The 24,360-nt window shown below is 65.3% G+C and carries 26 protein-coding genes and 3 tRNA genes; 13 read left to right on the top strand and 16 right to left on the bottom strand.

The window, feature by feature from the left end; translation table 11 throughout:
- The first annotated feature begins 167 nt into the window (after nucleotides 1-167).
- The 5 genes from AC3WG5_RS07840 (at nucleotide 168) to AC3WG5_RS07820 (ending at nucleotide 7,806) form a co-directional block, all read left to right on the top strand.
- Nucleotides 168-4,019, top strand: a complete 3,852-nt coding sequence (locus AC3WG5_RS07840; RefSeq protein WP_492568337.1) for a DUF3683 domain-containing protein — start codon at nucleotides 168-170, stop codon at nucleotides 4,017-4,019.
- 128 nt (nucleotides 4,020-4,147) lie between these two features.
- Complete coding sequence (locus tag AC3WG5_RS07835; RefSeq protein WP_492568336.1) at nucleotides 4,148-4,510, top strand: 5-carboxymethyl-2-hydroxymuconate Delta-isomerase; 363 nt, start codon at nucleotides 4,148-4,150, stop codon at nucleotides 4,508-4,510.
- Between the two features lie 150 nt (nucleotides 4,511-4,660).
- Nucleotides 4,661-6,274, top strand: a complete 1,614-nt coding sequence (locus tag AC3WG5_RS07830; protein WP_482583389.1) for a methyl-accepting chemotaxis protein — start codon at nucleotides 4,661-4,663, stop codon at nucleotides 6,272-6,274.
- 124 nt (nucleotides 6,275-6,398) lie between these two features.
- Nucleotides 6,399-6,803: an HIT family protein gene (locus AC3WG5_RS07825; protein ID WP_008955848.1), complete on the top strand. Its 405-nt coding sequence runs from the start codon at nucleotides 6,399-6,401 to the stop codon at nucleotides 6,801-6,803.
- A 163-nt stretch (nucleotides 6,804-6,966) separates the two neighbouring features.
- Nucleotides 6,967-7,806, top strand: a complete 840-nt coding sequence (locus AC3WG5_RS07820; RefSeq protein WP_492568335.1) for a sulfurtransferase — start codon at nucleotides 6,967-6,969, stop codon at nucleotides 7,804-7,806.
- Between the two features lie 83 nt (nucleotides 7,807-7,889).
- Here AC3WG5_RS07820 and AC3WG5_RS07815 read toward each other — a convergent pair whose 3' ends face one another.
- Both AC3WG5_RS07815 and AC3WG5_RS07810 read right to left on the bottom strand, forming a co-directional pair.
- Nucleotides 7,890-8,486, bottom strand: a complete 597-nt coding sequence (locus tag AC3WG5_RS07815; RefSeq protein WP_482583392.1) for an RBBP9/YdeN family alpha/beta hydrolase — start codon at nucleotides 8,484-8,486, stop codon at nucleotides 7,890-7,892.
- On the bottom strand, nucleotides 8,486-9,262 hold the full coding sequence (locus AC3WG5_RS07810) for an exodeoxyribonuclease III (protein ID WP_492568334.1): 777 nt from the start codon (nucleotides 9,260-9,262) through the stop codon (nucleotides 8,486-8,488). The genes AC3WG5_RS07815 and AC3WG5_RS07810 overlap by 1 nt, the downstream gene beginning before the upstream one ends.
- 71 nt (nucleotides 9,263-9,333) lie before the next feature.
- Here AC3WG5_RS07810 and pyrE point away from each other — a divergent pair, with 71 nt between their 5' ends.
- Both pyrE and AC3WG5_RS07800 read left to right on the top strand, forming a co-directional pair.
- Nucleotides 9,334-9,978 (top strand): orotate phosphoribosyltransferase, encoded by a 645-nt coding sequence (gene pyrE, locus AC3WG5_RS07805; RefSeq protein ID WP_008955844.1) that lies wholly within the window; start codon nucleotides 9,334-9,336, stop codon nucleotides 9,976-9,978.
- Between the two features lie 2 nt (nucleotides 9,979-9,980).
- Nucleotides 9,981-10,574 (top strand): DUF4124 domain-containing protein, encoded by a 594-nt coding sequence (locus tag AC3WG5_RS07800; RefSeq protein WP_492568333.1) that lies wholly within the window; start codon nucleotides 9,981-9,983, stop codon nucleotides 10,572-10,574.
- 51 nt (nucleotides 10,575-10,625) lie between these two features.
- Here AC3WG5_RS07800 and AC3WG5_RS07795 read toward each other — a convergent pair whose 3' ends face one another.
- The 5 genes from AC3WG5_RS07795 to cutA form a co-directional block, all read right to left on the bottom strand.
- Complete coding sequence (locus AC3WG5_RS07795; RefSeq protein WP_492568332.1) at nucleotides 10,626-10,949, bottom strand: hypothetical protein; 324 nt, start codon at nucleotides 10,947-10,949, stop codon at nucleotides 10,626-10,628.
- A 258-nt stretch (nucleotides 10,950-11,207) separates the two neighbouring features.
- Nucleotides 11,208-11,283: transfer RNA gene (locus tag AC3WG5_RS07790), tRNA-Lys, on the bottom strand.
- Between the two features lie 11 nt (nucleotides 11,284-11,294).
- Nucleotides 11,295-11,370, bottom strand: a tRNA-Lys gene (locus AC3WG5_RS07785).
- A gap of 12 nt (nucleotides 11,371-11,382) precedes the next feature.
- Nucleotides 11,383-11,458 (bottom strand) — tRNA-Lys (locus AC3WG5_RS07780).
- Between the two features lie 116 nt (nucleotides 11,459-11,574).
- Nucleotides 11,575-11,919: a divalent-cation tolerance protein CutA gene (cutA, locus tag AC3WG5_RS07775; RefSeq protein WP_492568331.1), complete on the bottom strand. Its 345-nt coding sequence runs from the start codon at nucleotides 11,917-11,919 to the stop codon at nucleotides 11,575-11,577.
- A 12-nt stretch (nucleotides 11,920-11,931) separates the two neighbouring features.
- Here cutA and AC3WG5_RS07770 point away from each other — a divergent pair, with 12 nt between their 5' ends.
- Entirely contained in the window at nucleotides 11,932-12,354 is a 423-nt protein-coding gene (locus tag AC3WG5_RS07770) for an FxsA family protein (RefSeq protein WP_014085726.1), read from the top strand.
- Nucleotides 12,355-12,390: 36 nt separating this feature from the next.
- On the opposite strand, the gene AC3WG5_RS07765 is transcribed toward AC3WG5_RS07770, so the two are convergent.
- Nucleotides 12,391-12,684 (bottom strand): DUF167 domain-containing protein, encoded by a 294-nt coding sequence (locus AC3WG5_RS07765; protein WP_492568330.1) that lies wholly within the window; start codon nucleotides 12,682-12,684, stop codon nucleotides 12,391-12,393.
- Nucleotides 12,685-12,731: 47 nt separating this feature from the next.
- On the opposite strand from AC3WG5_RS07765, the gene AC3WG5_RS07760 reads away from it, so the two are divergent.
- The 5 genes from AC3WG5_RS07760 (at nucleotide 12,732) to AC3WG5_RS07740 (ending at nucleotide 15,536) form a co-directional block, all read left to right on the top strand.
- On the top strand, nucleotides 12,732-13,196 hold the full coding sequence (locus AC3WG5_RS07760; RefSeq protein ID WP_492568329.1) for a Dps family protein: 465 nt from the start codon (nucleotides 12,732-12,734) through the stop codon (nucleotides 13,194-13,196).
- Nucleotides 13,197-13,286: 90 nt separating this feature from the next.
- Entirely contained in the window at nucleotides 13,287-14,171 is an 885-nt protein-coding gene (locus tag AC3WG5_RS07755; RefSeq protein ID WP_492568328.1) for an energy transducer TonB, read from the top strand.
- A gap of 17 nt (nucleotides 14,172-14,188) precedes the next feature.
- Nucleotides 14,189-14,563, top strand: a complete 375-nt coding sequence (locus AC3WG5_RS07750) for a VacJ (RefSeq protein ID WP_492568327.1) — start codon at nucleotides 14,189-14,191, stop codon at nucleotides 14,561-14,563.
- Between the two features lie 38 nt (nucleotides 14,564-14,601).
- Complete coding sequence (locus AC3WG5_RS07745) at nucleotides 14,602-15,048, top strand: acyl-CoA thioesterase (RefSeq protein ID WP_492568326.1); 447 nt, start codon at nucleotides 14,602-14,604, stop codon at nucleotides 15,046-15,048.
- Complete coding sequence (locus tag AC3WG5_RS07740) at nucleotides 15,045-15,536, top strand: TlpA disulfide reductase family protein (protein ID WP_041702785.1); 492 nt, start codon at nucleotides 15,045-15,047, stop codon at nucleotides 15,534-15,536. The genes AC3WG5_RS07745 and AC3WG5_RS07740 overlap by 4 nt, the downstream gene beginning before the upstream one ends.
- Nucleotides 15,537-15,584: 48 nt before the next feature.
- Here the strand turns inward: AC3WG5_RS07740 and AC3WG5_RS07735 are convergent, their stop codons facing one another.
- From AC3WG5_RS07735 to def, 8 genes are all read right to left on the bottom strand, one after another.
- Nucleotides 15,585-16,355 (bottom strand): HesA/MoeB/ThiF family protein, encoded by a 771-nt coding sequence (locus tag AC3WG5_RS07735; RefSeq protein ID WP_492568325.1) that lies wholly within the window; start codon nucleotides 16,353-16,355, stop codon nucleotides 15,585-15,587.
- 51 nt (nucleotides 16,356-16,406) lie between these two features.
- Entirely contained in the window at nucleotides 16,407-17,678 is a 1,272-nt protein-coding gene (locus tag AC3WG5_RS07730; protein ID WP_492568324.1) for a sigma-54-dependent transcriptional regulator, read from the bottom strand.
- A complete protein-coding gene (locus AC3WG5_RS07725; protein ID WP_008954824.1) occupies nucleotides 17,678-19,786 on the bottom strand; it encodes a sensor histidine kinase in 2,109 nt (702 codons plus the stop codon). Before AC3WG5_RS07725 ends, AC3WG5_RS07730 begins: the two co-directional genes overlap by 1 nt.
- Nucleotides 19,786-20,355, bottom strand: a complete 570-nt coding sequence (locus AC3WG5_RS07720) for a DUF4390 domain-containing protein (protein ID WP_492568323.1) — start codon at nucleotides 20,353-20,355, stop codon at nucleotides 19,786-19,788. The genes AC3WG5_RS07725 and AC3WG5_RS07720 overlap by 1 nt, the downstream gene beginning before the upstream one ends.
- The gene (gene rsmB / locus AC3WG5_RS07715) at nucleotides 20,342-21,592 is read right to left on the bottom strand and encodes a 16S rRNA (cytosine(967)-C(5))-methyltransferase RsmB (protein ID WP_492568322.1); all 1,251 of its coding nucleotides are present in this window, start codon (nucleotides 21,590-21,592) and stop codon (nucleotides 20,342-20,344) included. The genes AC3WG5_RS07720 and rsmB overlap by 14 nt, the downstream gene beginning before the upstream one ends.
- 83 nt (nucleotides 21,593-21,675) lie before the next feature.
- Nucleotides 21,676-22,530, bottom strand: coding sequence for a zinc metalloprotease HtpX (gene htpX, locus AC3WG5_RS07710; protein ID WP_492568321.1), 855 nt, complete (start codon nucleotides 22,528-22,530; stop codon nucleotides 21,676-21,678).
- A gap of 57 nt (nucleotides 22,531-22,587) precedes the next feature.
- Nucleotides 22,588-23,508: a methionyl-tRNA formyltransferase gene (gene fmt, locus AC3WG5_RS07705; protein WP_492568320.1), complete on the bottom strand. Its 921-nt coding sequence runs from the start codon at nucleotides 23,506-23,508 to the stop codon at nucleotides 22,588-22,590.
- 270 nt (nucleotides 23,509-23,778) lie between these two features.
- Nucleotides 23,779-24,282: a peptide deformylase gene (def, locus tag AC3WG5_RS07700; protein WP_014085713.1), complete on the bottom strand. Its 504-nt coding sequence runs from the start codon at nucleotides 24,280-24,282 to the stop codon at nucleotides 23,779-23,781.
- Between the last annotated feature and the right edge of the window lie 78 nt (nucleotides 24,283-24,360).

Genomic DNA, 24,360 nt, shown 5'->3' with positions numbered 1-24,360 from the left:
AGCCTCCCCACCCCCTCAACCCGAGGTACGCATTGTCCGACAATCGCCAATTCAGCCGCATATAGCCGACGACGCTATAACCATGACGTGAGCGGCATTTTTCGCGGCGCAGCAATTGCGGTAAAATTTGTCGTTATTATCCAAAACCTTGTCGAGTCCAGAGCACGATGAACGCCACCGCCCACCAGCGCGTACGTGAGATTCCCTACAACTACACCTCTTTTTCCGACCGTGAAATCATGATCCGCCTCTTGGGCGAGGACATGTGGCAGCTGTTGGAATCGCTGCGCGGCGAGCGCAAGACCGGCCGTTCCGCCCGCATGCTGTTCGAGGTGCTGGGCGACATCTGGGTGGTGGACCGCAACCCCTACCTGGTCGACGACCTGCTCGACAACCCCAAACGCCTGGCGGCGCTGACCGGGGCGATGCGCCATCGCCTCGCCGAAGTGGAAAAGCGCCGCGTCGGCAACGACAAGGTGGGCCAGCTCTTGGCCGCCGCCGGCAACGCCGTGACCCGCTTCGAGCAGCAGTTCAACGACACCCGCGAGCTGCGTGCGCGCATCCTCAAGCGCCTGACGCGTCACACCCGCAAGGACAACATCCTGTTCGACGGCTTGGCGCGCGTGTCGCACGTCACCGATGCCACCGACTGGCGCGTCGAATACCCGTTCGTGGTGCTGTGCCCGGACAGCGAGGCCGAGATCGCCCCGCTGGTGAAGGCCTGTATCGAACTCGGCCTGACCATCATCCCGCGCGGCGGCGGCACCGGCTACACCGGCGGCGCCGTGCCGCTCGACCGCCTGTCGGCGGTGATCAACACCGAGAAGCTCGACCGCCACAACGGCGTCGAGTACATCACCCTGCCCGGCCTCACCGGCCGCCACCCCACCATCCAGTGCGGCGCCGGCGTGGTGACGCGCCGCGTCGAGGAAACCGCCCACGCCGCCGGCGTGGTGTTCGCGGTCGACCCGACCTCGGCCGACGCCTCCTGTATCGGCGGCAACGTGGCGATGAACGCCGGCGGCAAGAAAGCGCTGCTGTGGGGCACCGCGCTCGACAACCTGGCCTCGTGGAAGATGGTCGACCCGGACGGCAACTGGCTGTTCATCGAGCGTATCGGCCACAACTTCGGCAAGATCCATGACGTCGACACCGCCACCTTCCGCGTCAGCAAGCTGGCCGACGACGGCCAGACCGTGCTGGAGAGCCGTGAACTGGCGATCCCCGGCCGCACCTTCCGCAAGGTCGGCCTGGGCAAGGACGTCACCGACAAGTTCCTCGCCGGCCTGCCCGGCATCCAGAAGGAAGGCTGCGACGGCATCATCACCAGCGCGCGCTTCGTGCTGCACCGCATGCCCAAGCACGCCCGCACCGTCTGCCTGGAATTCTTCGGCACCGTGGCGCAGGCCACCCCCGCCATCGTCGAGATCACCGACTACTTCAAGGCCGGCGGCGCCGGTCTGGCGGCCGGCGTGCAACTGGCCGGCCTGGAGCACCTCGACTGGCGCTACGTGCGCGCCGTCGGCTACGCCACCAAGGCCAAGTCCAAGGGTCGGCCGAAGATGGTGCTGATCGCCGACATCGTCTCCGACGACGAGAACGCCGTGGCGGAAACCGCCAGCCACGTGGTCAAGCTCGCCAACGCCCGTTCCGGCGAAGGCTTCATCGCCGTCACCGCCGAGGCGCGCAAGAAGTTCTGGCTCGACCGCGCCCGCACCGCCGCCATCGCCAAGCACACCAACGCCTTCAAAATCAACGAAGACGTGGTGATCCCGCTGCCGCGCCTGGGCGACTACTCCGACGGCATCGAGCGCATCAACATCGAGCTGTCGATCGCCAACAAGGTGCGCCTCTTGGACCAGCTCACCGAGTACTTCCACGGCCGCCTGCCGGTGGATGCCGAGAACAGCGCGGTGTCGGCCGACGAGCTGATCGGCGAGCGCCGCCAGAGCGCGCTGGAGCTGATCGGCGCCGTGCGCACGCGCTGGCAGTGGCTGCTCGACCACCTCGACGCGCCGCTCGCCGACTACCGCACGCAGTGGCCGGAGGCCCCGCTGGAAGAGGCTTCGGCCAACCCCGCCTCGGTGTTCATCGCGATGCGCGACTTCCAGCTGCGCGTGAGCTGGAAGCAGGAACTGCTGGCCGACCTCGAGACGCTGTTCTCCGGCAAGACCGACGCGCCGATCCTGGCCGCGATCAAGGCCATCCACCAGAAGGTGCTGCGCGGCCGCGTGTTCGTGGCGCTGCACATGCACGCCGGCGACGGCAACGTGCACACCAACCTGCCGGTCAACTCCGACGACTACGACATGCTGCAGACCGCGCACCACGCCGTGGCGCGCATCATGGCGCTGGCGCGCGGCCTCGACGGCGTGATCTCCGGCGAGCACGGCATCGGCATCACCAAGCTGGAATTCCTCACCGCCGAGGAAATGGCGCCGTTCGCCGCCTACAAGCAGCAGGTCGACCCCAACGGCCACTTCAACCGCGGCAAGCTGTTGCCGGGCGCCGACCTGTCCAACGCCTACACCCCGTCGTTCGAGCTCTTGGGTGCCGAATCGCTGATCCTCGAGCAGTCCGACATCGGCCAAATCTCCGCCTCGGTCAAGGACTGCCTGCGCTGCGGCAAGTGCAAACCGGTGTGCTCCACCCACGTGCCGCGCGCCAACCTGCTGTACAGCCCGCGCAACAAGATTCTCGGCACCGGTTTGCTCACCGAAGCCTTCCTCTACGAGGAACAGACCCGCCGTGGCGTCAGCTTCAAGCACTTCGACGAGCTGTCCGACGTGGCCGACCACTGCACCGTGTGCCACCGCTGCGTCAAGCCGTGCCCGGTCAAGATCGACTTCGGCGACGTCTCGGTGGCGATGCGCAACTTCCTCAGGAAGACCGGCAACAAGAAGTTCAACCCCGGCACCGCGCTCGGCATGACCTTCCTCACTGTCAAGGACCCCGCCACCATCAAGGCGATGCGCGTCGGCATGATCGACATCGGCTACAAGGCGCAGCGGCTCGGCCACAACCTGGCCAAGAAGTTCGGTCTGATCGGCAAGCAGAAGGAACAGCCACCAGCCACGCTCGGCAAGGCGCCCATCAAGGCGCAGGTGATCCACTTCATCAATCGCCCGATGCCGGGCGGCCTGCCGAAGAAGACCGCGCGCGCCCTGCTCGACGTCGAGGATCCGAACGTCGTGCCGGTGATCCGCAATCCGCAGGTAGCGGAAGACGCCGAGGCGGTGTTCTATTTCCCCGGCTGCGGCTCGGAGCGCCTGTTCAGCCAGGTCGGCCTCGCCACCCAGGCGATGCTGTGGCACGTCGGCACCCAGACCGTACTGCCGCCGGGCTATCTGTGCTGCGGCTACCCGCAGACCTCGGCCGGCCACGCCGACAAGGGCGAGCAGATCACCACCGAGAACCGCGTGCTGTTCCACCGCCTGGCCAACACGCTCAACTACCTCGACATCAAGACCGTGGTGGTGAGCTGCGGCACCTGTTACGACCAGCTCACGCAGTACCGCTTCGAGGACATCTTCCCGGGCTGCCGCATCCTCGACATCCATGAGTACCTGATGGAGAAGGGCGTCAAGCTCGACGGCGTAAGCGGTCAGAAGTACCTGTACCACGACCCCTGCCACACCCCGATCAAGGCCTACCAGCCGCTCGACGTGGCCAACAGCCTGCTCGGCGGCGGCGTCAAGCTCAACGACCGCTGCTGCGGCGAATCGGGCACCTTCGCGGTGAGCCGCCCGGACATCTCGAGCCAGGTGAAATTCCGCAAGCAGGAAGAAATCGAGAAGGACCTGGCGCTCCTGACCGAGGGCCAGCCGCAGGAGAAACCGGTGAAGCTGCTGACCTCCTGCCCGTCCTGCCTGCAGGGCCTGTCGCGCTACGGCGAGGACACCGGCACCGAGGCCGACTACATCGTGATCGAGATCGCCAAGCACGTGCTGGGCGAAAACTGGATGCCCGAGTACGTCGAGAAGGCGCGCAACGGCGGCATCGAGCGGGTGCTGCTGTAAGCGCTCCGCGCCAGTAAAAAGCGGCCTGCCAGGGCCGCTTTTTTATTGGCAACGCCCCCCGCCGCTCACCGCCCCGCCGAGCGCCGGGCTCGTCTATCATGACATTTTTCCCCACACGGAGCCGCCGCATGCCCCACCTCACGCTCGACTACAGCAGCAACCTCACCACGCTCGACGCCGACCACACCCTGCTGGCACTGAACCGCCAACTGGTCGAGTCCGGTCAGTTCGCTGAAAACGACATCAAGAGCCGGGCCTGCCGGCTGGAGCACTACCGCATCGGCATCGAACCCGCGCCGCGCGCCTTTGCCCACGTCACGCTGGCGCTCCTCTCCGGACGCACCCCGGAGTGCAAGCAGGGGCTGTCCGCCAGCCTGCTGGCGGTGCTGCAGCGCGCCGGACTGACGCTGCCCGGCGCCGAAGTGCAGCTGAGCGTCGAAGTCCGCGACATGGAGCGCGCCAGCTACAGCAAGGCCGTTATCGGCGACTGAATCCAGCCCGTCCCCTGCTCGAGATCACCCGGCGCCGCCGCGCCGGGCGCCGTTCCCGCCCCCTGGGTAATCCCTTCATTACACCATGCAGATGGCCTATACTGGCCCGCGGACGGTCCACCGCACCGTCACGACAATAAAGGGGAGAGAATGAAAATCGCACACCGGCTGATGATCCTGATCGCAGCCGCCATCATCGGCAGCGTCTTCATCGGGGGTATGGCGCTGCAGCAGTTGGGCACCGTTCACCAGAGCCTCAAAACCGTCAACGAAGACACCATCCCCAGCCTGCGCAAGCTGGACAATGTCATCATCGAATTGCTGGCGATGCGCACCAGCATCCTCAACCACATCCTGACCACCGACTCCAACCAGATCCAGCAGCTGGACAGCGTGCTCAAGCAGCAGCGTCAAGCGCTGAACAAGGCGCTCAAGGACTACGAGGGGCTGATCGGCAGCGACGAGCGCGACCTCGCCCTGTTCAAGGCCTCTTCCAATTCGCTGCAAGGCTATCTGAAGGAAGCGGACAAGGCCGTGGAACTGTCCGGCCTGTACCGCAAGGACGAAGCCTACGCCAAGCTCAACCAGCTCAAGGTACTGGGTGACCAGACCGTGGCCGCGCTCAACCAGGAACTGGAATACAAGGTGCAACAGGCCCAGCAGCGCTCCGACAGCGCCGACAATACCGTGCAGCAGGCCAAGCTCATCGTCGGCGGCGCCGTGCTGGCGATCCTGCTCCTGACCGGCTTGCTGGGCTGGCTGATCGCCCGCCAGATCAGCGTCGGGCTGGCCAACGCCCAGGGCACCATCAGCGCCATCGAATCCTCTCTCGACTTCACCCGCCGCGCCGAAGTGCACGGCAACGACGAAGTCAGCCAGACCCTGCGTGCCTTCAATCAGCTCATCGCCCGCCTGCAGGACAGTCTGCGCAACCTGCAAACCGGCGTGCAGGAAGTGGGCCAGACCTCGTCCGAACTGCTCGGCGCCTCGCAGCAGGTCGCCAAGAGTTCCGGGGCGCAGAGCGAGTCGTCCTCGCACATGGCCGCCTCGGTGGAGCAAATGACCGTCAGCATCAGCCACGTCGCGGAACGCGCCGGCGAAGCCCGCCAGCTCTCCAGCGAAGCCGGCGACCGCGCCGAGAGCGGGCGCCAGGTGATCGGCCAGACCGTCAGCGACATCCATTCCATCGCCGCCGCGGTGGATACCGCCGCCGAAGACATCCGCCAGCTCGACGCCAAGAGCAAGGAGATCGCCTCCGTGATCAACGTGATCCGCGACGTCGCCGACCAGACCAACCTGCTGGCGCTCAACGCCGCCATCGAGGCGGCGCGCGCCGGCGAGTCGGGCCGCGGCTTCGCCGTGGTGGCCGACGAGGTACGCAAGTTGGCCGAACGCACCGCCGCCTCGACGCAGGAAATCGGCACCATCATCGGCGCCATCCAGAACGTGTCGGGCAGCGCGGTCGAGCGCATGCAACACGCCGTGGCACGGGTGGAACAGGGCGTCTCCGGCGCCAACTCGGCGCAGCAGTCGATGGGCAGCATCTCCGAGTCGTCCGGCCACAGTGTGCGGCTGGTAGCCGAGATCACCGCCGCGATCCGCGAACAGGGCGAGGCGACCACCACCATCGCCCAGCAGGTGGAACAGGTGGCGCGCATGGCCGAGGAGAACAGCAGCGCGGCGACCCAGGCGGCGGCGCTGGCCGAGCGCCTGGAAGAGGTCTCCGGGCGCATGCGCCAGGTGGTCAGCGCCTACCGGCTGTAACCCCTGCCCAACGCCGAGCCACCACCCGGCCGCCGTCGAGTGGCGCGGTACGACAGCGGCCGGCGATGCCGGCCGCTACAATGAAGCATTCCCTCACTCAATTTTTAGCGCGGATTCCCCCGACATGTATTGTGAACTCTGCTCCTCGCCGGCCGGCAACATCCTGTTCGAGGACGATCGCCTGCGGGTGGTGCTGGTCGACGAACCCGGCTACCCGGGCTTCTGTCGCGTCATCTGGAAGGCCCACGTCAAGGAAATGAGCGACCTCGCCGCCGCCGACCGCCAGCACCTGTTCGACTGGCTGCTGCGCACCGAGGTCGCGGTGCGCCAGGTGATGAAGCCGGACAAGATCAACCTGGCCAGCCTCGGCAACATGGTGCCGCACCTGCACTGGCACGTGATCCCTCGCTTCCAGAACGATGCCCATTTCCCCAGTCCGATCTGGGCCGGGGCGCGCCGCAGCGGCGCCGACCATGGTCAGCCGGACCTGGCGCACAAGCTGATCGCCGCGCTCAACGCCGTCCCCTGAGGCTCGGTCATGACGCCCAGCGGCTGGCCGCCACCCGGCCGTTCTGGGTAGGCTGATCGTCGAGTCTTTGGCAGTGCGCTCCGCCGCTCGTTCCAGCGGTGCGCGACACTGCCGTCTGCCGCCTCCCCCACGTCTTCCCCGTGCCCCTGTATGGAGAGCCAACATGTTTACCACGCTGATTTCCGCCAGCGAGCTCGCCGCCCTGCCGGCAGCCGAGCGCGTCGTGCTGGATTGCCGCTTCCAGCTCAGCGATCCCGATCATGGCCATCACGCCTACAACAAGGGGCACATCCCCGGTGCCCACTATCTCAACCTCGACTACAACCTGTCCGGGGCCAAAACCGGCCGCAACGGTCGCCATCCCTTGCCCGAAGGGCAGCGTCTCGCGGTCGATCTCGGTACCTGCGGCGTGAAGCCGGGCAGGCAGGTGGTGGTGTACGAAGACGCCGGCGGCATGTTCGCCGCGCGCGCCTGGTGGCTGCTGCGCTGGCTGGGGCATGAAGCCGTCGCCGTGCTCGACGGCGGGCTGCCGGCCTGGCTGGCGATCGGGGGGGAACTGACGCGGGACCTGCCGCGTCGCCACACCCAGCGCTACATCAGCCACCCCGCGCTGGCGCAGGCCGTCAAAGTCGACGCGGTGGCCGCCAACCTGCGCGAGCCCGCCTTCGTGCTGGTGGACGCCCGCTCGCCGGAACGCTACCGCGGCGAGGGCGAGACGCTGGATCCCGTCGGCGGCCATATCCCCGGCGCGCTGAATCGCTTCTTCATGCGCAACCTGGACGAAGACGGCCGCTTCAAGGACAAGGACAGGTTGAAACAGGAATGGATTGCGTTGCTGGGTGAGCGTGACGACTGGTCGGAGGTGGTGCACCAGTGCGGCTCCGGCGTCACCGCCTGCGTCAACCTGCTGGCGATGGAGCACGCCGGCCTCACCGGCAGCCGGCTCTATCCCGGCTCATGGAGCGAATGGTGCAGCGACCCCACTCGACCGGTGGAACGCTGAGCCTGCCAAGATGTAAAAAAAAGCCATCCGCTTCATCCCTGGATGGCTTTTTGCTGGCTCCGTCACCAGGAGGGCTCGCTCCCCTACGCCAGCATCAGCCGCTGCAACAGGCGCTGCCCCTCCTGCCAGCTACCCAGCCCCGCGGTGCTGCCCATGTGGCCGACGTGGCCGGCATCCACCAGCGTCACCCCCCAGCCCTGGGCCATGCGCTCGGCTTCGGCAAACTCGCAGAACAGGTCGTCGTGGCTAGCCACCATGATCGCCGGGCACGGCAGGCGCTGCGCCCAAGGTTGGCCGAAACCGGAGAAATCCGGTAGCGGCGCCCCCGCCGGCAATTCGCCGCTGGCCAGCGCGCGTTCCGGCGTAATCGGCAGCGCCGGCGGCGCCACCAGCAACAGCCCCTTGACCTTGCGCTGTTCCAGCAGCGACGCCGACAACAGCCAGGCCACCGCGGTGTGGCAGCCCAGGCTGTGCGCCGCGATCACCACCTTGCCGTCGATCTCGTCCAGCGTACGGGCGAGCGCCGCCACCCAGGCGTCGCGCTCCGGGTACAGCCAGTTCTCCTGCTCCACGCGGCGCGCCAGCGGGTAGCTGCGCTCCCACAACGTCTGCCAATGCTGCGGGCCGGAATTGCCCCAGCCCGGCACCGTGAGCAGGAAGATATCCTCGTCGTCGAACATCACAGCGTCCTGTCGTAGTCCACGATCAGCGGAGCATGATCGGAAAACTTCTCGTCCTTGTACACCGCCGCCGCGCGCGCGCGCTCCATCATCGACGGCGTAACGATATGGTAGTCGATACGCCAGCCGACGTCCTTGGCGTAGGCCTGGCCGCGGTTGCTCCACCAGGTGTAGCCGGGCACCTCGGGATAAAGCCGGCGCCACACGTCGTGCCAGCCCCCCTCCCCGAGCAACTCGCCCATCCAGGCGCGCTCCTCGGGCAAGAAGCCCGAGTTCTTCAGGTTGCCCTTCCAGTTCTTCAGGTCGATCTCGTTGTGGGCGATGTTCCAGTCGCCGCAGATCACGATATCGCGCCCGGCCGCGCGCAGTTCGTTCAGGTGCGGCATGAACACGTCGAGGAAGTCGAACTTCACCTGCTGGCGCTCGTCCGAGCTGGAGCCCGACGGCAGGTACAGCGACACCACCGACAGCTCGCCGAAATCGAGCTGCAGGTAACGCCCCTCGGCATCGATCCAGTCGATGCCCAAGCCTTCCACCACCGCGTCCGGCTCGTGGCGCGAGTAGATGCCCACGCCACTGTAGCCCTTCTTCTCGGCGCAGTGGAAATAGCCGGTGAGGCCGTCCGGGGCCTGCATGCGCGGCGACAGATCGCCCGGCTGCGCCTTCAGCTCCTGCACGCACACCAGGTCGGCCTGGCTGCCGGCCAGCCAGTCGAAAAAGCCCTTCTTGTCCGCCGAGCGGACGCCGTTGAGGTTGGCCGAAACGATTCGAAGCAAGACAGTCTCCCGTGTTATCCTTCCCGCCAAAGGCAGGTTTTTCAAATGGTTAATGTTTCAAAGAGGTCGATATGAGCGATTTCCGCCAGGATTTTATTCGTTTTGCGCTGGACAAGCAGGTACTGAAGTTCGGCGAATTCACCACCAAGGCGGGTCGGAAATCACCCTATTTCTTCAACGCCGGCCTGTTCAACGATGGTCTGTCCACATTGAACTTGTCGCGTTTTTATGCAAAAGCGATAATGAACGGCAAGGTCGAATTCGACATGCTGTTCGGCCCGGCCTACAAGGGCATCATACTGGCTGCCGGTGCCTCGATGGCGCTGGCCGAAGCCGGCCGTAACGTGCCCTTCGCCTACAACCGCAAGGAAGCCAAAGACCACGGCGAAGGCGGCGTGCTGGTCGGCGCCCCGCTCAAGGGCCGCGTGCTGATCATCGACGACGTCATCTCCGCCGGCACCTCGGTGCGCGAATCGGTCAAGCTGATCCGCGACGCCGGCGCCGAACCGGTCGGGGTCGCCATCGCGCTCGACCGCATGGAACGCGGCAGCGGCGCCCTGTCCGCGGTGCAGGAAGTCGAACAGGCCTACGGCCTGCCGGTGGTCGCCATCGCCACCCTGAAAGACCTGCTGGCCTTCCTTGAAGACAGCCCCGAGCTGGCGGCCAATCTGGACGCCGTACGCGCCTATCGCGCCCAATATGGAGTGAACGACTGATCATGCCACGTCTTGCCGGACTACTGCTCGCCCTGCTGCCGCTAACCGCCCTGGCCGGCGGCACGCTTTACAAATGGGTCGACGAATCCGGCAAGGTTCACTACAGCGATGCCCCGCCGCTGCAGACGCCGCGCGGCCTGGTCGAACTCAACCGTCAAGGCAACGTCACGCACTCGGTGGAAACGCCCCAGGAGCGCACGGCGCGCGAGGCTCGCGAAGCGGCCAGCCAGGCCGAGGCGGCGCGCCAGCGCTACCAGGCCCGCTACGACAAGGGGCTCGTCGAAAGCTACCAGTCGGCAGACGAACTGCGCAGCGAACGGGAAAGACAACTCGCCGTGCAGCAGAGCATACTCAACGGCCTGCTGGCCGACCGCAAAACGCTGCAGCAGAACATCGCCCAGCAGACGCGCCAGATCGAGGCGCTGCAGAAAGGCGGCAAGCCGCCCCAGCCCACCCTGACGGCCAACCTCGGGGTACTGCGCCAGCAAGCCGCTAACCTCGATGCCGCCATCCGCAGCCGGCAGAGCGAAATCGCCAGCCAGGCCAAGAAGATGCAGGCGGACCTGGAACGCTACCGCCAGCTCACCCAGCACTGATCGCAACGAAGGGGGCGCACTGACGCCCCCTTCCTTTTTTGATGCGCGCCGTCAGCGCAAGGCGCCTTCCTTGTGCTGCCAGGCCTGTTTCAGATTTTTCTCGGAGGCCTGCAACTGGCGCGCCGCACTCTCCGCGGCAGCCGACGCCTCGCCCACTTCCTTCTCGCGCCGCTGCAGTTCGTTCTGGGCGTCCGCCAGCCGTGCCTCGGCCAGCTTTTTGGCTTGCTGTGCCGCGTCCAGACGCCGCTGCGCCGCGTCGGCGCTGCGGCTCGCCTGCTGGTACGCCATCTGGGCCGACAGCACCTCCTCTTCCGGCGTCTGGGCCCAGACCAGTCCAGACAATAACAACAGGCAGCCGGCAGTGCGCTTCAACATGACAACTCTCTCTAATGGGAATATCGCGGAATTATGCGACAGTAGCCAATGACATAACAATGCCAAGGCGTCGCGTGCCGACATTGCCTGATGGCCTAATCTCGTCGTGGACAAACCAGGCAGTGAGCGCGCTCATGGAAGATTGAAGGTCTGCGTGCTGCGGGTATGGCTGACAGCGTCACAACGCGTGACACCAATCTGCGGGGTTAAAAAGCAAAAAGCCTAGTCTGATCGACTAGGCTTTTTGTTTTCGGCATCTGGTGGGTCGTGCAAGATTCGAACTTGCGACCAACGGATTAAAAGTCCGCTGCTCTACCAGCTGAGCTAACGACCCTTCGGCGTCGATGGTGGGTCGTGCAAGATTCGAACTTGCGACCAACGGATTAAAAGTCCGCTGCTCTACCAGCTGAGCTAACGACCCATCGAGCCTCGGTGGTGGGTCGTGCAAGATTCGAACTTGCGACCAACGGATTAAAAGTCCGCTGCTCTACCAGCTGAGCTAACGACCCCCGAGAGAGCGACACTATAAATATCCCGCTACGCGCTGTCAACGATTTTCTGGCCATTACCAGAAAGATTCTACAGTTTCATCCTGTTGGCAAGCGCCTCCCGCCATGTTACGGACTTACGTTCCGCGTCCTGTACTTGAAAGTACCTCCCCTGCCACCCATGTTAAATAGGCGGGCAGACCGCTGGCGACGTCGCAGGCCACGATTTCCGGTACCTCGTAAGGATGCAGCTCCACCAGCCGACGTTCCAGCCCGGCATAAGCCTGCTGTGTGGTCTTGACGAGCAGCGGCACCTCGCTCGCCTCTTCGATCCGTCCTTGCCAGCGGTACAGCGACTGCACCGCGGGCAGAATGTTGACGCAGGCGGCCAGTTGTTCCTCCACCAACTGCCGGGCGATCCGACTGGCGGTGGCATGGTCGGGCGTGTTACATAACACCAGCAAGCATTTATTTTCTGACATAAGTTGAACTCGATGCGCGGACTCTTACTGTTACTACTGTTATACCCCTTCGCGGAAATCGCCACCCTGGTGGCCATGACCGACGCCTGGGGGGGCGGCGTCACCATGCTGTGGATCATCGTCTCCGCGCTCATCGGTATCGCCATGCTGCGCAACCAGCAGTTGGGCGCGTTGCTGACGCTGGGCTCGTTGATGCACCAGGGCGACCGTATCCCACTCTATAGCCTGCTGTGGCCCTTGCGCTACCTGCTGGCCGGCGTGCTGTTCCTGATCCCCGGCGTGATCAGCGACATCCTGGCACTCCTGCTGCTGCTGCCGCTGAAGGGCCCCTCGATCAAACGGCCCACCATGCCGCCGTCGGCTGCCGACAACGTGATCGATGGCGAGTACACTCGAGTGGATGACCCGAAGGATCGCTCGCGTCACCTGCACTGAGGCCCACGGCAATCGGCCCCGGCGACGGCAGTGAGACTACAGACCGAGGCGAGCCAGGACGGTGGCCTCATCCAACCCCAGCTTGATCTCGACGATCTTGTGCCGGCTCTTGTCACCGCTCAGCAGCACGACGTCGCGTTTGGGCACCTCGAAACGCTCCGCCAGCCAAGCCAGCAACATCGCATTCGCCTTGCCCTCGACGGGGGGCGCGGCCAATCGCAGTTTGAGCGCCCCGCCGTGCTCGCCGGCCAGATCGGTCTTTTTCGCGCCGGGTTGCACATGCAGGGTGAGTCGAATCACACTGTCTTTACAGCTCAGCCAGGTTTTCATCACTTCTTTCGGGACATGACGACCGGGCATCATACAGGAGGATCAGCATGGATATCGGCATCAACGAACAAGACCGCCAGGACATCGCCCAGGGACTTTCTCGCCTCTTGGCCGATACCTACACGCTCTACCTGAAAACCCACAATTTTCACTGGAACGTCACCGGTCCGATGTTCCAGACCCTGCACCTGATGTTCGAGCAGCACTACAACGAGCTGTCGCTGGCGGTGGACATGATCGCCGAGCGCATCCGCGCCCTCGGCCACTACGCCCCCGGCAGTTACAGCGAATACGCCCGGCTGACCTCGATCGCCGAGGCCAGCGGGGTACCGCGAGCCCAGGACATGATCGCCCAGCTGGTCGAGGGCCATGAAACCGTGTGCCGTACCGCGCGCAGCATCTTCGCCGTGGTGGAGCGAGCCAGCGACGAGCCGACAGCCGACCTGCTGACCCAGCGCCTGCAAGTGCACGAGAAAACGGCCTGGATGCTGCGCAGCCTGCTGGAAGCCTGATCCTGTCGGGTGCGTGCGACACCGTCGCGCAAGGCGAGGCGCGCGGTCGCATCGGCATGCTACACTCGGTCGCAGTGAGAAAATGCCGCCATGCCCCGTAACCTGCGCCATCCCCCCAGCCCGCCGGCCAGTTCCTGGCTGTTCACCGTCACCCTGGCCGTGTCGGTGCTGGTGCATGTGCTGCTGTTCGCTGCCGGCCGCATCACCTGGATCCGTCCCATTCCCTTGCCGGAAACCAGCACCATCAGCGTCAAGCTGGCGCAAGCCCCCCAGAAAACGCCCCCGCCCACTCTGCGCCTGGCCGAACAGAACACCGTCGGCGCCGGCAATACCCCGGCCCCTGGCAAACTGGCGAGTCACGTTCCCGAGCGCATAACGCCCGGCACCGCCGGTCCGGCCCGCCATCAACAAGAGGCCGTCGCCGCCGCGCCGCAACCCCCTGCGGCCAACGAGCGGCTCACGGCGCCCAGCAACGACAAGCAGGCCCCGGTGCGCACGCCTGCCCCATCCTCCCCACCGTCACCCCCGATCACCGCCCAGGCCCTGCTGGCCCAGGCGAGCGTGGTGGCACGACAGCAGGGGGATGACGACACCGTCAACCGTCCGGACGAGAGCGGCCGCACCAAGGGGGTCTACGGCATCACGGCGCGTGGCGTGGAATGGGCTCGCTACGTTGACGACTGGCGCCTCAAGGTGGAGCGTATCGGCAACCTCAATTACCCGGACGAGGCTCGCCGTCAGCAGATTTTCGGCTCGCTGGAGCTGACCGTCGTTGTCAACGCCGACGGCACGCTGCGTTCGGTCACCGTGCGGCGCAGCTCCGGGCACGATGTGCTCGACAACGCCGCCAAGAATATCGTCCGACTCTCCGCCCCGTTTGCCCCCTTCCCGCCATCGCTGGCGGAAAAATACAGCGCGCTGGAAATCGTGCGGCGCTGGGCGTTCACCCAGGATAGCCGTCTGGCAAGCCCCTAACCCGAACAAGGATCGTCATGTACGAAGTCAACCGCAGCGTCGCCATCATCCGGCCGCGCCCTCCCTTTCTCGACTGGCTCAAGCAACTGCCGGGCGAGCTGAACGACAACGTCACGCTGGCGTCGTTGACCCGCGACTGCAACGCCCTGCTGATTCCCTGCGCCGATGATTACGACGTGGCCGAACAGGCCGTGCTGGAGCAGTATCAGCAGCTGTTCCAGGCCGAGCTGGCCGATTGGTGCGACGACGAGTCGCTGTGGCCGGCGCCGCTGACGCTGGAACTGTTCCAGGAGTGGTTCCAGCTGGAGATCCACTCGGTGCTGTCCGACATCGTCGACGAGCCGCTGGAACGTGCCGAATTCGTTCCCTTCGACCTTGGACAGGACGCCTGAAGCGCCCCGCCGGGCCGCTCCACGATAAAGGCAAAGCGATGAAACACATCACCCGCATCAAAGTGCGCGGCTACCATCTCGACCTGTACAGCCATGTCAACAACGCGCGCTACCTCGAGTTCCTTGAGGAAGCGCGCTGGACCTTCTTCGAAGAGCGCGGCGATTTGCCGTGGTTTCTGCAGTCGGGACTGGCGCTGGTCGTGGTCAACATCAATATCAACTATCGTCGCGCCGCGACGATGGGCGAAGAGCTGGCCATCGAGACTTCGGTCAAGACGATTGGCCACCGCAGCGCGGTGATGCATCAGGCGGTGAAACTGGCCGGTACCGAGACCCTCGTGGCCGAGGCGGACGTCACCTTCGTGGTGTACGATGCCAAGCTGGACAAGGCGGTGCCGCTGGAAGGCCACCTCAAGGAACTTCTGGCCGCGATGCAAGACCAAAAAGCGCTTTTCGCTTCTATTACCGGAACAGACAAGGCATGAAAAAAGGTTTGATGGCGTTGGCACTGGTGCTGGTAGCCGGCTTGCTGGCCTACACCATGCTGTTCAACAAGGACCGCGCTCCCGAAGTGCAGTACACCTCGATAACGGGACAACAGCTCAGTACCAGCTCGCTGAAGGGCAAGGTGGTGCTGGTCAACTTCTGGGCGACCAGTTGCCCCGGCTGCGTCGAAGAAATGCCGGAAATCAAGAAGATGTACCAGCAGTATGCGCCGCGCGGCTTTGAAACCGTGGCGGTGGCGATGAGCTACGATCCCCCCAACTACGTCAAGACCTACGTCGAGAAGAACCAGCTACCGTTCTTCGTGGCACTGGACCCCCAAGGCAGCATCGCCAAGGCCTTTGGTGAAATCCAGCTCGCCCCCACCACAATGCTGATCGACAAGCAGGGTCACATCATCAAGCGTTACGTCGGCGTGATGGACTTCAAGGAAGTGCGTCAGCTGATCGAGAAACAGCTCCAGTCCTGAACCACCTGGCCTGTGTCCATGAAAAAACCCGCCTCCCGGCGGGTTTTTTCATTCGGAACGCGCGCTTCGCCCGGAGCAGACCTGGCAGGCCGGATCCCGCGGCACCTTCATGCTGCGGAATGAACTCTCCAGCGCGTCGTACAGGGTGAGCCGCCCCAACGCGACGGGAATCCCCGCCAGCAGCTTGATGGCCTCCACCGCCTGCAGGCTGCCGATCACACCGACCAACGGCGCGAGCACGCCAAAGGTCGCGCACGGCCCGTCGTTGGCCTCGCCCTCTTCCGGGAACAGGCAGTGGTAGCACGGCGAGGCCGGCTGGCGGGTATCGAACACGGCAAGCTGGCCGTCGAAGCGCACCGCGGCACCGGACACCAACGGCACCCCCGCTTCCACGCAGGCACTGTTGACGGCATGGCGGGTAGCGAAATTGTCGGAGCAATCGAGCACCACATCGTGGCGCGCCACCTCGTCGGCCAAGGCCTGGCCGGAGAGGCGCTCGCCGATGACGCGCACCATCACCTCGGGATTGAGGGCCAGCATGCGCTGGGCCGCCGAATCCGCCTTGTTGCGGCCGAGACTTGCCATGTCATGGACGATCTGGCGCTGCAAGTTGGTCAGCTCGACCACGTCGTCGTCGGCGATGGTGAGCTGCCCCACCCCGGCACTGGCCAGATACAGGGCCACCGGGGACCCCAGCCCGCCGGCGCCGACGATCAGCGCACGGGCGCCAAGCAGGGCCTGCTGCCCGGCGATATCGAGTTCCGGCAACAGGATATGCCGGCTGTAGCGCAACAGCGCCTGGTCACTCAGTTCGGTCATGGGGGGGTCGATTCTGCCAGGGAAACCGCCGGGAGCGCCGGCGGTCGGGGATTACTCTTCTACGGTCTTGCGCGCGAACTTGATACCGAGCTGTTTGAGCTTGCGATACAGATGGGTACGCTCGAGGCCGACCTTCTGCGCCACACGGCTCATATTGCCGTTTTCCAGCGAGATATGGTACTCGAAGTAGCGACGCTCCAGCTGCTCGCGCAATTCGCGCAACGGCATGTTGAAGTCGAAGCCGGTTTCCTCTGCCGCTGGCTTCTCGTGACGGAATTGCGCCAGCACCTTGTTGACTTCGGGTGCATCGATATCCACCGATTCTGCCGTCAGCGCCAGGCTCTTGATGATGCTCCTGAGCTGCTCGAGATTGCCCGGCCAGTCGTACTGGCGCAGTGCGTTGAGCGCCGCAGTGGTGAGCTTGTGCGTCGACACCTGCTTGGATTCCACCAGCTCGGTAAGAATCTGTTCGGCGATGAAGATGATGTCTTCGGCATGCTCCCTGAGCGGTGGAATCGGCACGATCACGCTGGAGAGCGTGGTCAACAGGCGGTTGTCGCACTCCGGGTCGACCAGCAGTTCCTGCAACGGACGGCTGCACGAGCACAACAGGCGCACGTTGAAGCGGTCCAGCTTGGAGAGCAGGAACAGCAGCCCTTGCTGGATGCGGCGGTTGTACTGGCCGATCTCGGGCAGGAACAACACGCCGTTGTTGGCCTTCTGCAAGAGTTCCAGCGGGGCGTCGGCGAGTTGCTCCGGCTTGGCCGGCGTCACCCACGGAGTATTGCCCTGGTGGAAGAACCGGGCGACCAGCTCGAAGCCCGACCCGGGCTCGCCAGTCAGGAGCACCGGCGACTTGACCTTGGCCACCCGCTCGAGCTGACGTTTCAACTCTTGGATTGGTTCACTCTTTCCCAGCTTGTCGAGGTTGAGCGAGGTGTTGACCTGCATGTCGCCGTACTTGACGGCCCGCTGCACGGTGGTGAGCAGTTTCTGCAGGGCGATCGGTTTTTCGAGAAAATCGAAGGCGCCGATACGGGTGGCCTCGACGGCGGTATCGATGCTGGCGTGGCCGGACATCATCACCACCGGCATGTTGAGCTGACCCGACTTGGCCCACTCCTTGAGCAGTGTCACGCCGTCGCAATCGGGCATCCAGATATCCAGCAGCACCAGCGCCGGACGGGTCTGGTTGCGCAGTTGTCGCGCCACCTCGGCGTTCTCGGCCAAGGCGACGGTGTACCCTTCGTCCTGCAGTATTTCCGAAAGCAGTTCGCGGATGCCGATTTCGTCATCCACAATCAAAATGTCGCTGCTACGCATTAGGCCTCCAGCAATGGCAGGGTGAGAAGTATCCGTGCGCCCTGCTGCCCGGCATTTCCCAGTGCGATCTGACCATGGTGCTCCTCTATGATTTTCTTCACCACTGCCAGCCCAAGGCCTGTACCCTTGGGCTTGTTGGTCACATACGGCTCGAACGCGCGCGGCAGGATGTCGGCCGGGAAGCCGGCCCCGTTGTCCTGCACGCAGACGATCGCGCTTCTTCCTTCTTGTCGGCTGCTAATGTGAATCATCGGGATGTCAACGTCAAGGACCGCATCCTGCGCATTTTGCAGCAGATTATGCAACACTTGGCGCAACAGGGCGGCATCCCCCATGATCATCAATGGTTGTTCAGACAACGTCATCTTAACAGCGGCATTGGATTCGTACAGCGTCATCACCTCGCGTACCAGCTGGTTCAAATCCAGCGCCACCAGCTTGATGCGCGGCGAGCGGGCGTAGTCGCGGAAGGCGTCGACCATGCCCTTGAGCGCGGACACCTGCTTGACGATGGTGTCGGTGGCGCGCCGCAGAAGATCGGCATCGCTGCCTTCCAGCTTGTCGGCCAGCTTCATCGCCAGGCGCTCGGCGGCGAGCTGGATCGGCGTCAGCGGGTTGCGGATTTCGTGCGCCAGACGCTTGGCGACCTCGCCCCAGGCGGCGTCGCGCTGCGCCCGTGCCAGTTCGGTGATGTCGTCGAACACCACCACGTAGCCGCTGCCTGAACCCTCCGGCAAGCGCGCCCCCCGTACCAGCAGGATACGCTCCCCTTGCGCGGTAGTGTAATCGAGCTGGGTCTGCCACTCGGGCTGGCGCTCGCTGTCGGCATGCTCACAGACGTTGTCGACCAGCGGCACCAGTGCCGGCACCAAGCGGGTCCACTCGCGGAACGGGGCTTCGGCCAACTCGGCAAAGTCCACCCCGAGGATGCGCGAAGCACTGGTATTGGCGGCACGCAGGCGCCAGCCGTCGTCGAACGCCATCACCCCGGCACGCAGGTTGACCAGGATGCTTTCCAGGTAGAGCTTGCCCGACTCCAGCTTGAGTCGGTTCTCGTCGGCCAGTTGGCGCGCCTCGTCGAGCTGCTGAGTCATGCGGTTGAACATGGTGGTGAGAATGCCCAGTTCGTCACGCCGGTACACCGGGTGGCGCTTGGAGAAGTCGCCCTGCGCCACCGCGCGGGTCCCCGCCGCAAGTTCGGACAGCGGCGCCGACAGCCGCTCCGACAACCACAGCGCGAACGCCAGCGCGGCGGTCAGCGCCAAGAGACAGGCCAGCGTCAAGGTCAGGGTATAGAAGGTGCGCAGGCCGTCGCGCGAGAGCAGCAGCTGGCGATAGTCGGCACGGGCGGTGTCGATCAGCTCGGCATCGTGGGCGATGCTTTCCGGCGCGGCCTGGATCACCTGCATCACGCGGGTTTCATCATGCCGGTCGTGGTAGGCCATCAGCACCTTGAGCGCAAGCTGGTTGCGCCGATCGTTCTCGATGGTCTGCACCGGCTGGCGCGGCCGCAGCGTGCGCAAGGCCTCGCGCGAAGGGGTTTGCGGCAGCCCGGCCAGATCGCCGCTGGCGAACGCCAGCAACTGCCCCTGACGGTTGAAGATGGCAACCTCGTTGAGGCCAAGCTGTTCGCGCAACCGCTCCAGCCGTGCCGGCAGACCGCTGTCCGGCAGTGCGTCGATATCGTCCTGCACCACCCGCGCCTTGCGCCCGACGTCCTGCAGCACGTAGCCCAACGCGTTGCGCCCGAGCTCCAGCCCGCGATCCAGCGCCGACTCCACGCGCACATCGAACCAGCTCTCGATGCTGCGCGAGAGGAACTGGGTCGAGATGGTATACACCAGCAGGCCGGGCACCAGCGCCACCACGGCGAACATCATCACCAGGCGCTGGGTCAGCTTGGCGCCGAAGACGCGGCCCTTGACCCGGCGCCGCAGGCGTACCAGCTGGCGCCCGACCACGCCCAGCAGCGCCACCAAGAGCAGCGCGTTGATGCCGAACACCCACCAGTAGTACTCGGCCAGCTTGGAGGTGTTGCCGGTAGCGAGCGCCAAGAGGTAGAGCAGGATGGCGGCGAAGGTGGCCATGGCGATCATGGCGTAGCGCATCAGCCGCCTTCCTTCACATTCAGATCGATCCAGCCCGAGCCCAGCGACCAGTCGGCGCTGCCCAGCGCGTTGAGCTGGAACGGCTTGGGCAGCTGGCCGATGTCGAGCATCAGCCGCACCCGCCCCTTGACCTTGTCGGCCGGCACGCCGCTCAGCGTCCCCGCTTCAAGCACGCGCCAGCCGTGGATCGCGCCGAGCGCGCTCAGGGCCTCGGCCTGCGTCGCGTAATAGCGCGACAGACTGCCGATGCTGACGCGGTAACGGCTGGTCAGCGACTGGTAGGCGATCTTGAAGTGCAGCTCGGCATGCGGCTCGAACCACTCCCGGACGTTAAGCAGGTAGGCGGTACTGCGCGGACGGGTCAGCTCGAATTCCAGACGGAACGGCAGCGCTACCCCCTGGGTCAGCGCATCGCTGAGGCCGGGGGTGAGCTTGATGTCGAAGCGGGTGCTGATGGCGAGCTGGCCATCGAGGAGTTCGGCCTCGGAGCGGGTGGCCGAAATGGAATCGGCCCATGCCGGCAGTACGGCACAGGCGATCAGCCAGATAAGAAGGCTAGCGCTTCGCAAGCAGCGCGTAATAGAAGCCGTCATGTTGCTCGCTGGGGAGCAGTTGTTGGTCGTCGAGGCATACCGCATCCGCATGTCGCGCGAGGAAGGCCGCGAGCTGTTCGCGGTTCTCCTCGGGAAAAATCGAGCAGGTAGCGTATAGCATTTTGCCGCCGCTGGCGAGCAGCGGCCAGAGCGCATCGACCAGGGCGGATTGCTGCCGCGCCAGCTCGGCGAAATCGCCAGGGCGGCGCAGCCATTTGATGTCGGGATGACGGCGCACCACGCCGCTGGCGGAACACGGCACGTCGGCCAGGATACGATCGAACGGCACCCCGTCCCACCAGCTCGCCGTATCGCCGGCGTCGGCGGCGACGAGGCGAGCCGAGAGCTGAAGGCGGGCAAGGTTGTCGGCGACCCGCTCCAGCCGGGTTTCGTCGACATCGAGCGCGGTGACGTCGAGGTCGGCCAGTTCCAGCATGTGGCAGGTCTTGCCGCCCGGCGCGGCGCAGGCATCGAGCACGCGCTGACCGTTATGCAGGTCGAGCCGGTACGCCGCCTGCTGCGCACCCTGGTCCTGCACCGAGACGTCGCCGTCGGCGAAGCCGGGCAGTTCGCGCACACCGACCGGGCGGGCGAGTCGGATCGCCTCCTCGCCCAGGCACTCGGCCTCGATGCCCGCGTCACGCAGGCGCTGCAGGTAGGCGGCCGGTTCGACATGGCGGCGGTTGACGCGCAGGGTCATCGGTGGATGCTGGTTGTCCATGTCGAGAATGGCTTGCCAGTCCTGCGGGTAGTGGCGCTGCACAGCCTTGATCCACCAGCGCGGGTGGTTGTAGCGGGCCTCGTCGTCGGCCGCCACGGCGGCCTTGAGTTCGTCGCGCTGGCGCAGGTAGTTGCGCAGCACGGCGTTGACCAGCCCCTTGAACCGCCCGCGCGCCAGCCGTCCGGCCAGCGTCACCGCCTCGTTGACCACGGCGTACTGGGCGGCACGGGTGTATTCCAGCTGATGCAGGGCAACGATCAGCACACGCTCCAGCTGCGGCTCGGGCAAGGGCTTGGGCAGCAGCTGGCGCAGCACGCGACGCCACTCGGCCAGGTGGCGCAGTACGCCGTAGCCGATGTCCTGCAGCGCGCCGCGCTCGGCCGGCGTGAGATCGGGCGCCTGGCGCTGGGCGTCGGCCAGGGCCTCGGTCAGGGTACGGCCCCCTTCCACTTTTTCGAGCAGGCCGGCGGCCAGGAGCTGGATTCGATGCATTGCGGTCAGTTCCAAAAAAACCGGCCACAGCCGCGTATCACGGCTGTGGCCCGGGGTAGGTCGGTTTGCGCGGAATGATACGGCTAGACGCCGCCGCGCGCCATCTCGTTGAGGCGTGCGATGCGCTCCTCGGTATGCGGGTGGGTGCGGAACAGCGAGTCCATGCCACCGCCGGAGAGCGGATTGATGATCATCATCTGCGCGGTCTCCGGATGCGCCTCGGCGGCGGGCATCGGCAGCCCCTGGGCGTAGTACTCGATCTTGCGCAGCGCCACGGCGAGCGCCAGCGGTTCGCCGGAAATCTCGGCGCCGCCGCGGTCGGCTTCGAATTCGCGCGCGCGCGAGATCGCCATCTGGATCAGGCTGGCGGCCAGGGGGGCCAGCAGCGCGACCAGGATGCCGGCGATCGGGTTGACCGCACGGCCCTCTTCGTCGCGCCCGCCGAAGAACATGGCGAAGTTGGCGAGCGCCGAGATGGCGCCGGCCATGGTGGCCGAGATGGTCGAGATCAGCGTGTCGCGGTGCCGCACGTGCGCCAGCTCGTGCGCCATCACGCCGCGCAGTTCGCGGTAGTCGAGCATGCGCATGATGCCGGTGGTGGCCGCTACCGCCGCGTGCTCCGGATCGCGCCCGGTGGCGAAGGCGTTGGGCTGGTCCTCGTGGATCACGTACACGCGCGGCATCGGCAGCCCGGCGCGGCCCGCCAGTTCGGCCACCATGCCGTACAGCTCGGGGGCGCTCTGGGCATCGACCTCCTGCGCGTTGTACATGCGCAACACCATCTTGTCCGAGTTCCAGTAGGCGAAGACGTTCATCGCGCCACCGAACAGCAGCGCCAGCAGCATGCCGCTCTTGCCGCCGATCATGGCCCCGATGACGCCGAACAGCGCCACGATGGCGGCCATCAGCAGCGTCGTCTTGAACCAGTTGAATGTCATAGCCACAGCCTCCTTGCGTTATCCACCACCCTAGATATGGTTCACCGGCTTGGAATATCAAGCCCCGAGCCGGGTCCCCGTCAGATCCGGCCGGCCGGCAACGAAGTCGCGTGCCGCCAGGCGCTTGCCGCCGGCAGCCTGCAGCTGGGTGAGCCGCACCACGCCGCTCCCCGCCGCCACGCGCACGCCGTCGGCGTCGGCCGACAGGACCGTGCCCGGCTCACCGCGGCCTTCCTCGGCGGAGGCCAGCCACAGCTTGAGGGGTTCGCCGGCGAGACGGGTGAAGGCGCCGGGCACCGGGTTGTAGGCGCGGATGGCACGGGCGATGTCGGTCGCCGGCTGGCTCCAGTCGACCTCGGCCTCGGCCTTGGAGAGCTTCTGGGCGTAAGTCACACCTTCTGCCGGCTGCGCCACCGGGGTGACGGCGTCGAGCCGCGCCAGGGTGTCGACGATGGCGCTGGCGCCGGCTTCGGCCAACCTGTCGTGCAGCGTGGCGGCGGTTTCGTCCGCGGCGATCGGCAGCGGGTACACCGACAGCATGGCGCCGGTATCGAGGCCGACGTCCATCTGCATGATGGTGATGCCGGTTTCGCTGTCGCCCGCCAGCAGCGCGCGCTGGATCGGCGCCGCGCCGCGCCAGCGCGGCAGCAGCGAGGCGTGGATGTTGAGGCAGCCTTGCGCCGGCAGCTCGAGCACCGCCTGCGGCAGCAGCAGACCGTAGGCGGCCACCACCATCACCTCGGCGCCGACCTCGGCGATCAGCGCCTGCGCTTCCGGGGTCTTCAGCGTCAAGGGCTGCTCGACGCGCAGACCGTGCTGCAACGCCAGCGCCTTGACCGGGCTCGGCTTGAGTTTCATGCCGCGCCCGGCGGGGCGGTCGGGCTGGGTCAGCACCAGCGGGATGTCGTGCCCGGCGTCGAGCAGGGCCTGCAAGGCGGCGGCGGCGAATTCTGGGGTGCCGGCAAAAATCAGTTTCATGGCATTCCTGCAAAAACGAGGGGACACGGTGTGCGTGTCCCCGGGGTTCGGCCAACGCGGGTCGGGCCTGGAATCTGTTCACGATCTGTCGTGAGCGGCCCTCAGCGGGGTGAAGAGCAGCACAGAAACCGGAATGGACATGAAGTCCATGAGGATTTCCGATCGCTGAGCGAATCCCTGCGTGCCAATCTTCGATTGGCTCGGCGATAGATTCGCACGCAGTGCACCTGAGCCCCGATCAGGGACGCGCAGCAAGATCGGGACAGATTCTTACAGCGTGTGCTTCTCGCGCTTCTTCATCTTGGCCTTGATGCGGCTCTGCTTGAGCTGGGACAGGTAGTCGACGAACACCTTGCCGTCGAGATGGTCGATTTCGTGCTGGATGCAGATCGCCAACAGGCCGTCGGTCTCGATCTCGAATGGCTCGCCGTTGCGGTCGAGCGCGCGCACCCGCACCCACTCCGAGCGGTGCACCTTGTCGTAGATGCCGGGCACCGACAGGCAGCCTTCTTCGTACACGGTATCGCCACGACGCTCGACGATTTCCGGGTTGACGAAAGCGGTCAGGGCCGACTTCTCTTCGCTGACATCGATCACCACCACGCGCTCATGCACGTTGACCTGGGTGGCCGCCAGGCCGATGCCATTGCATTCGTACATGGTCTCGGCCATGTCGTCGATCAGTTGGCGGATGCGCTCGTCCACCGCGCCGACCGGACGCGCGACTTTGTGCAGACGCTCGTCCGGGTAATGCAGAATAGTTAGCAGCGCCATCTAATTCCGTTACTCCAGATTGTAGTTTTGCCATCAGCATGTCGATAATAGACCTGTCTGACGCAGATATCGTTACTT

The organism is Pseudogulbenkiania sp. FW507-F1, from assembly GCF_058781125.1.
Note: the sequence above shows the minus strand (reverse complement) of the source record. Positions and strands in the feature narration are given on the sequence as shown.

Excerpts from the sequence above, each read along its gene's own strand:
- AC3WG5_RS07840 (WP_492568337.1), top strand. The coding sequence starts at position 168 with ATGAACGCCACCGCCCACCAGCGCGTACGTGAGATTCCCTACAACTAC.
- AC3WG5_RS07835 (WP_492568336.1), top strand. The coding sequence starts at position 4,148 with ATGCCCCACCTCACGCTCGACTACAGCAGCAACCTCACCACGCTCGAC.
- AC3WG5_RS07830 (WP_482583389.1), top strand. The coding sequence starts at position 4,661 with ATGAAAATCGCACACCGGCTGATGATCCTGATCGCAGCCGCCATCATC.
- AC3WG5_RS07825 (WP_008955848.1), top strand. The coding sequence starts at position 6,399 with ATGTATTGTGAACTCTGCTCCTCGCCGGCCGGCAACATCCTGTTCGAG.
- AC3WG5_RS07820 (WP_492568335.1), top strand. The coding sequence starts at position 6,967 with ATGTTTACCACGCTGATTTCCGCCAGCGAGCTCGCCGCCCTGCCGGCA.
- AC3WG5_RS07815 (WP_482583392.1), bottom strand. The coding sequence starts at position 8,486 with ATGTTCGACGACGAGGATATCTTCCTGCTCACGGTGCCGGGCTGGGGC.
- pyrE (WP_008955844.1), top strand. The coding sequence starts at position 9,334 with ATGAGCGATTTCCGCCAGGATTTTATTCGTTTTGCGCTGGACAAGCAG.
- AC3WG5_RS07800 (WP_492568333.1), top strand. The coding sequence starts at position 9,981 with ATGCCACGTCTTGCCGGACTACTGCTCGCCCTGCTGCCGCTAACCGCC.
- AC3WG5_RS07795 (WP_492568332.1), bottom strand. The coding sequence starts at position 10,949 with ATGTTGAAGCGCACTGCCGGCTGCCTGTTGTTATTGTCTGGACTGGTC.
- cutA (WP_492568331.1), bottom strand. The coding sequence starts at position 11,919 with ATGTCAGAAAATAAATGCTTGCTGGTGTTATGTAACACGCCCGACCAT.
- AC3WG5_RS07770 (WP_014085726.1), top strand. The coding sequence starts at position 11,932 with ATGCGCGGACTCTTACTGTTACTACTGTTATACCCCTTCGCGGAAATC.
- AC3WG5_RS07765 (WP_492568330.1), bottom strand. The coding sequence starts at position 12,684 with ATGAAAACCTGGCTGAGCTGTAAAGACAGTGTGATTCGACTCACCCTG.
- AC3WG5_RS07760 (WP_492568329.1), top strand. The coding sequence starts at position 12,732 with ATGGATATCGGCATCAACGAACAAGACCGCCAGGACATCGCCCAGGGA.
- AC3WG5_RS07755 (WP_492568328.1), top strand. The coding sequence starts at position 13,287 with ATGCCCCGTAACCTGCGCCATCCCCCCAGCCCGCCGGCCAGTTCCTGG.
- AC3WG5_RS07750 (WP_492568327.1), top strand. The coding sequence starts at position 14,189 with ATGTACGAAGTCAACCGCAGCGTCGCCATCATCCGGCCGCGCCCTCCC.
- AC3WG5_RS07745 (WP_492568326.1), top strand. The coding sequence starts at position 14,602 with ATGAAACACATCACCCGCATCAAAGTGCGCGGCTACCATCTCGACCTG.
- AC3WG5_RS07740 (WP_041702785.1), top strand. The coding sequence starts at position 15,045 with ATGAAAAAAGGTTTGATGGCGTTGGCACTGGTGCTGGTAGCCGGCTTG.
- AC3WG5_RS07735 (WP_492568325.1), bottom strand. The coding sequence starts at position 16,355 with ATGACCGAACTGAGTGACCAGGCGCTGTTGCGCTACAGCCGGCATATC.
- AC3WG5_RS07730 (WP_492568324.1), bottom strand. The coding sequence starts at position 17,678 with ATGCGTAGCAGCGACATTTTGATTGTGGATGACGAAATCGGCATCCGC.
- AC3WG5_RS07725 (WP_008954824.1), bottom strand. The coding sequence starts at position 19,786 with ATGCGCTACGCCATGATCGCCATGGCCACCTTCGCCGCCATCCTGCTC.
- rsmB (WP_492568322.1), bottom strand. The coding sequence starts at position 21,592 with ATGCATCGAATCCAGCTCCTGGCCGCCGGCCTGCTCGAAAAAGTGGAA.
- htpX (WP_492568321.1), bottom strand. The coding sequence starts at position 22,530 with ATGACATTCAACTGGTTCAAGACGACGCTGCTGATGGCCGCCATCGTG.
- fmt (WP_492568320.1), bottom strand. The coding sequence starts at position 23,508 with ATGAAACTGATTTTTGCCGGCACCCCAGAATTCGCCGCCGCCGCCTTG.
- def (WP_014085713.1), bottom strand. The coding sequence starts at position 24,282 with ATGGCGCTGCTAACTATTCTGCATTACCCGGACGAGCGTCTGCACAAA.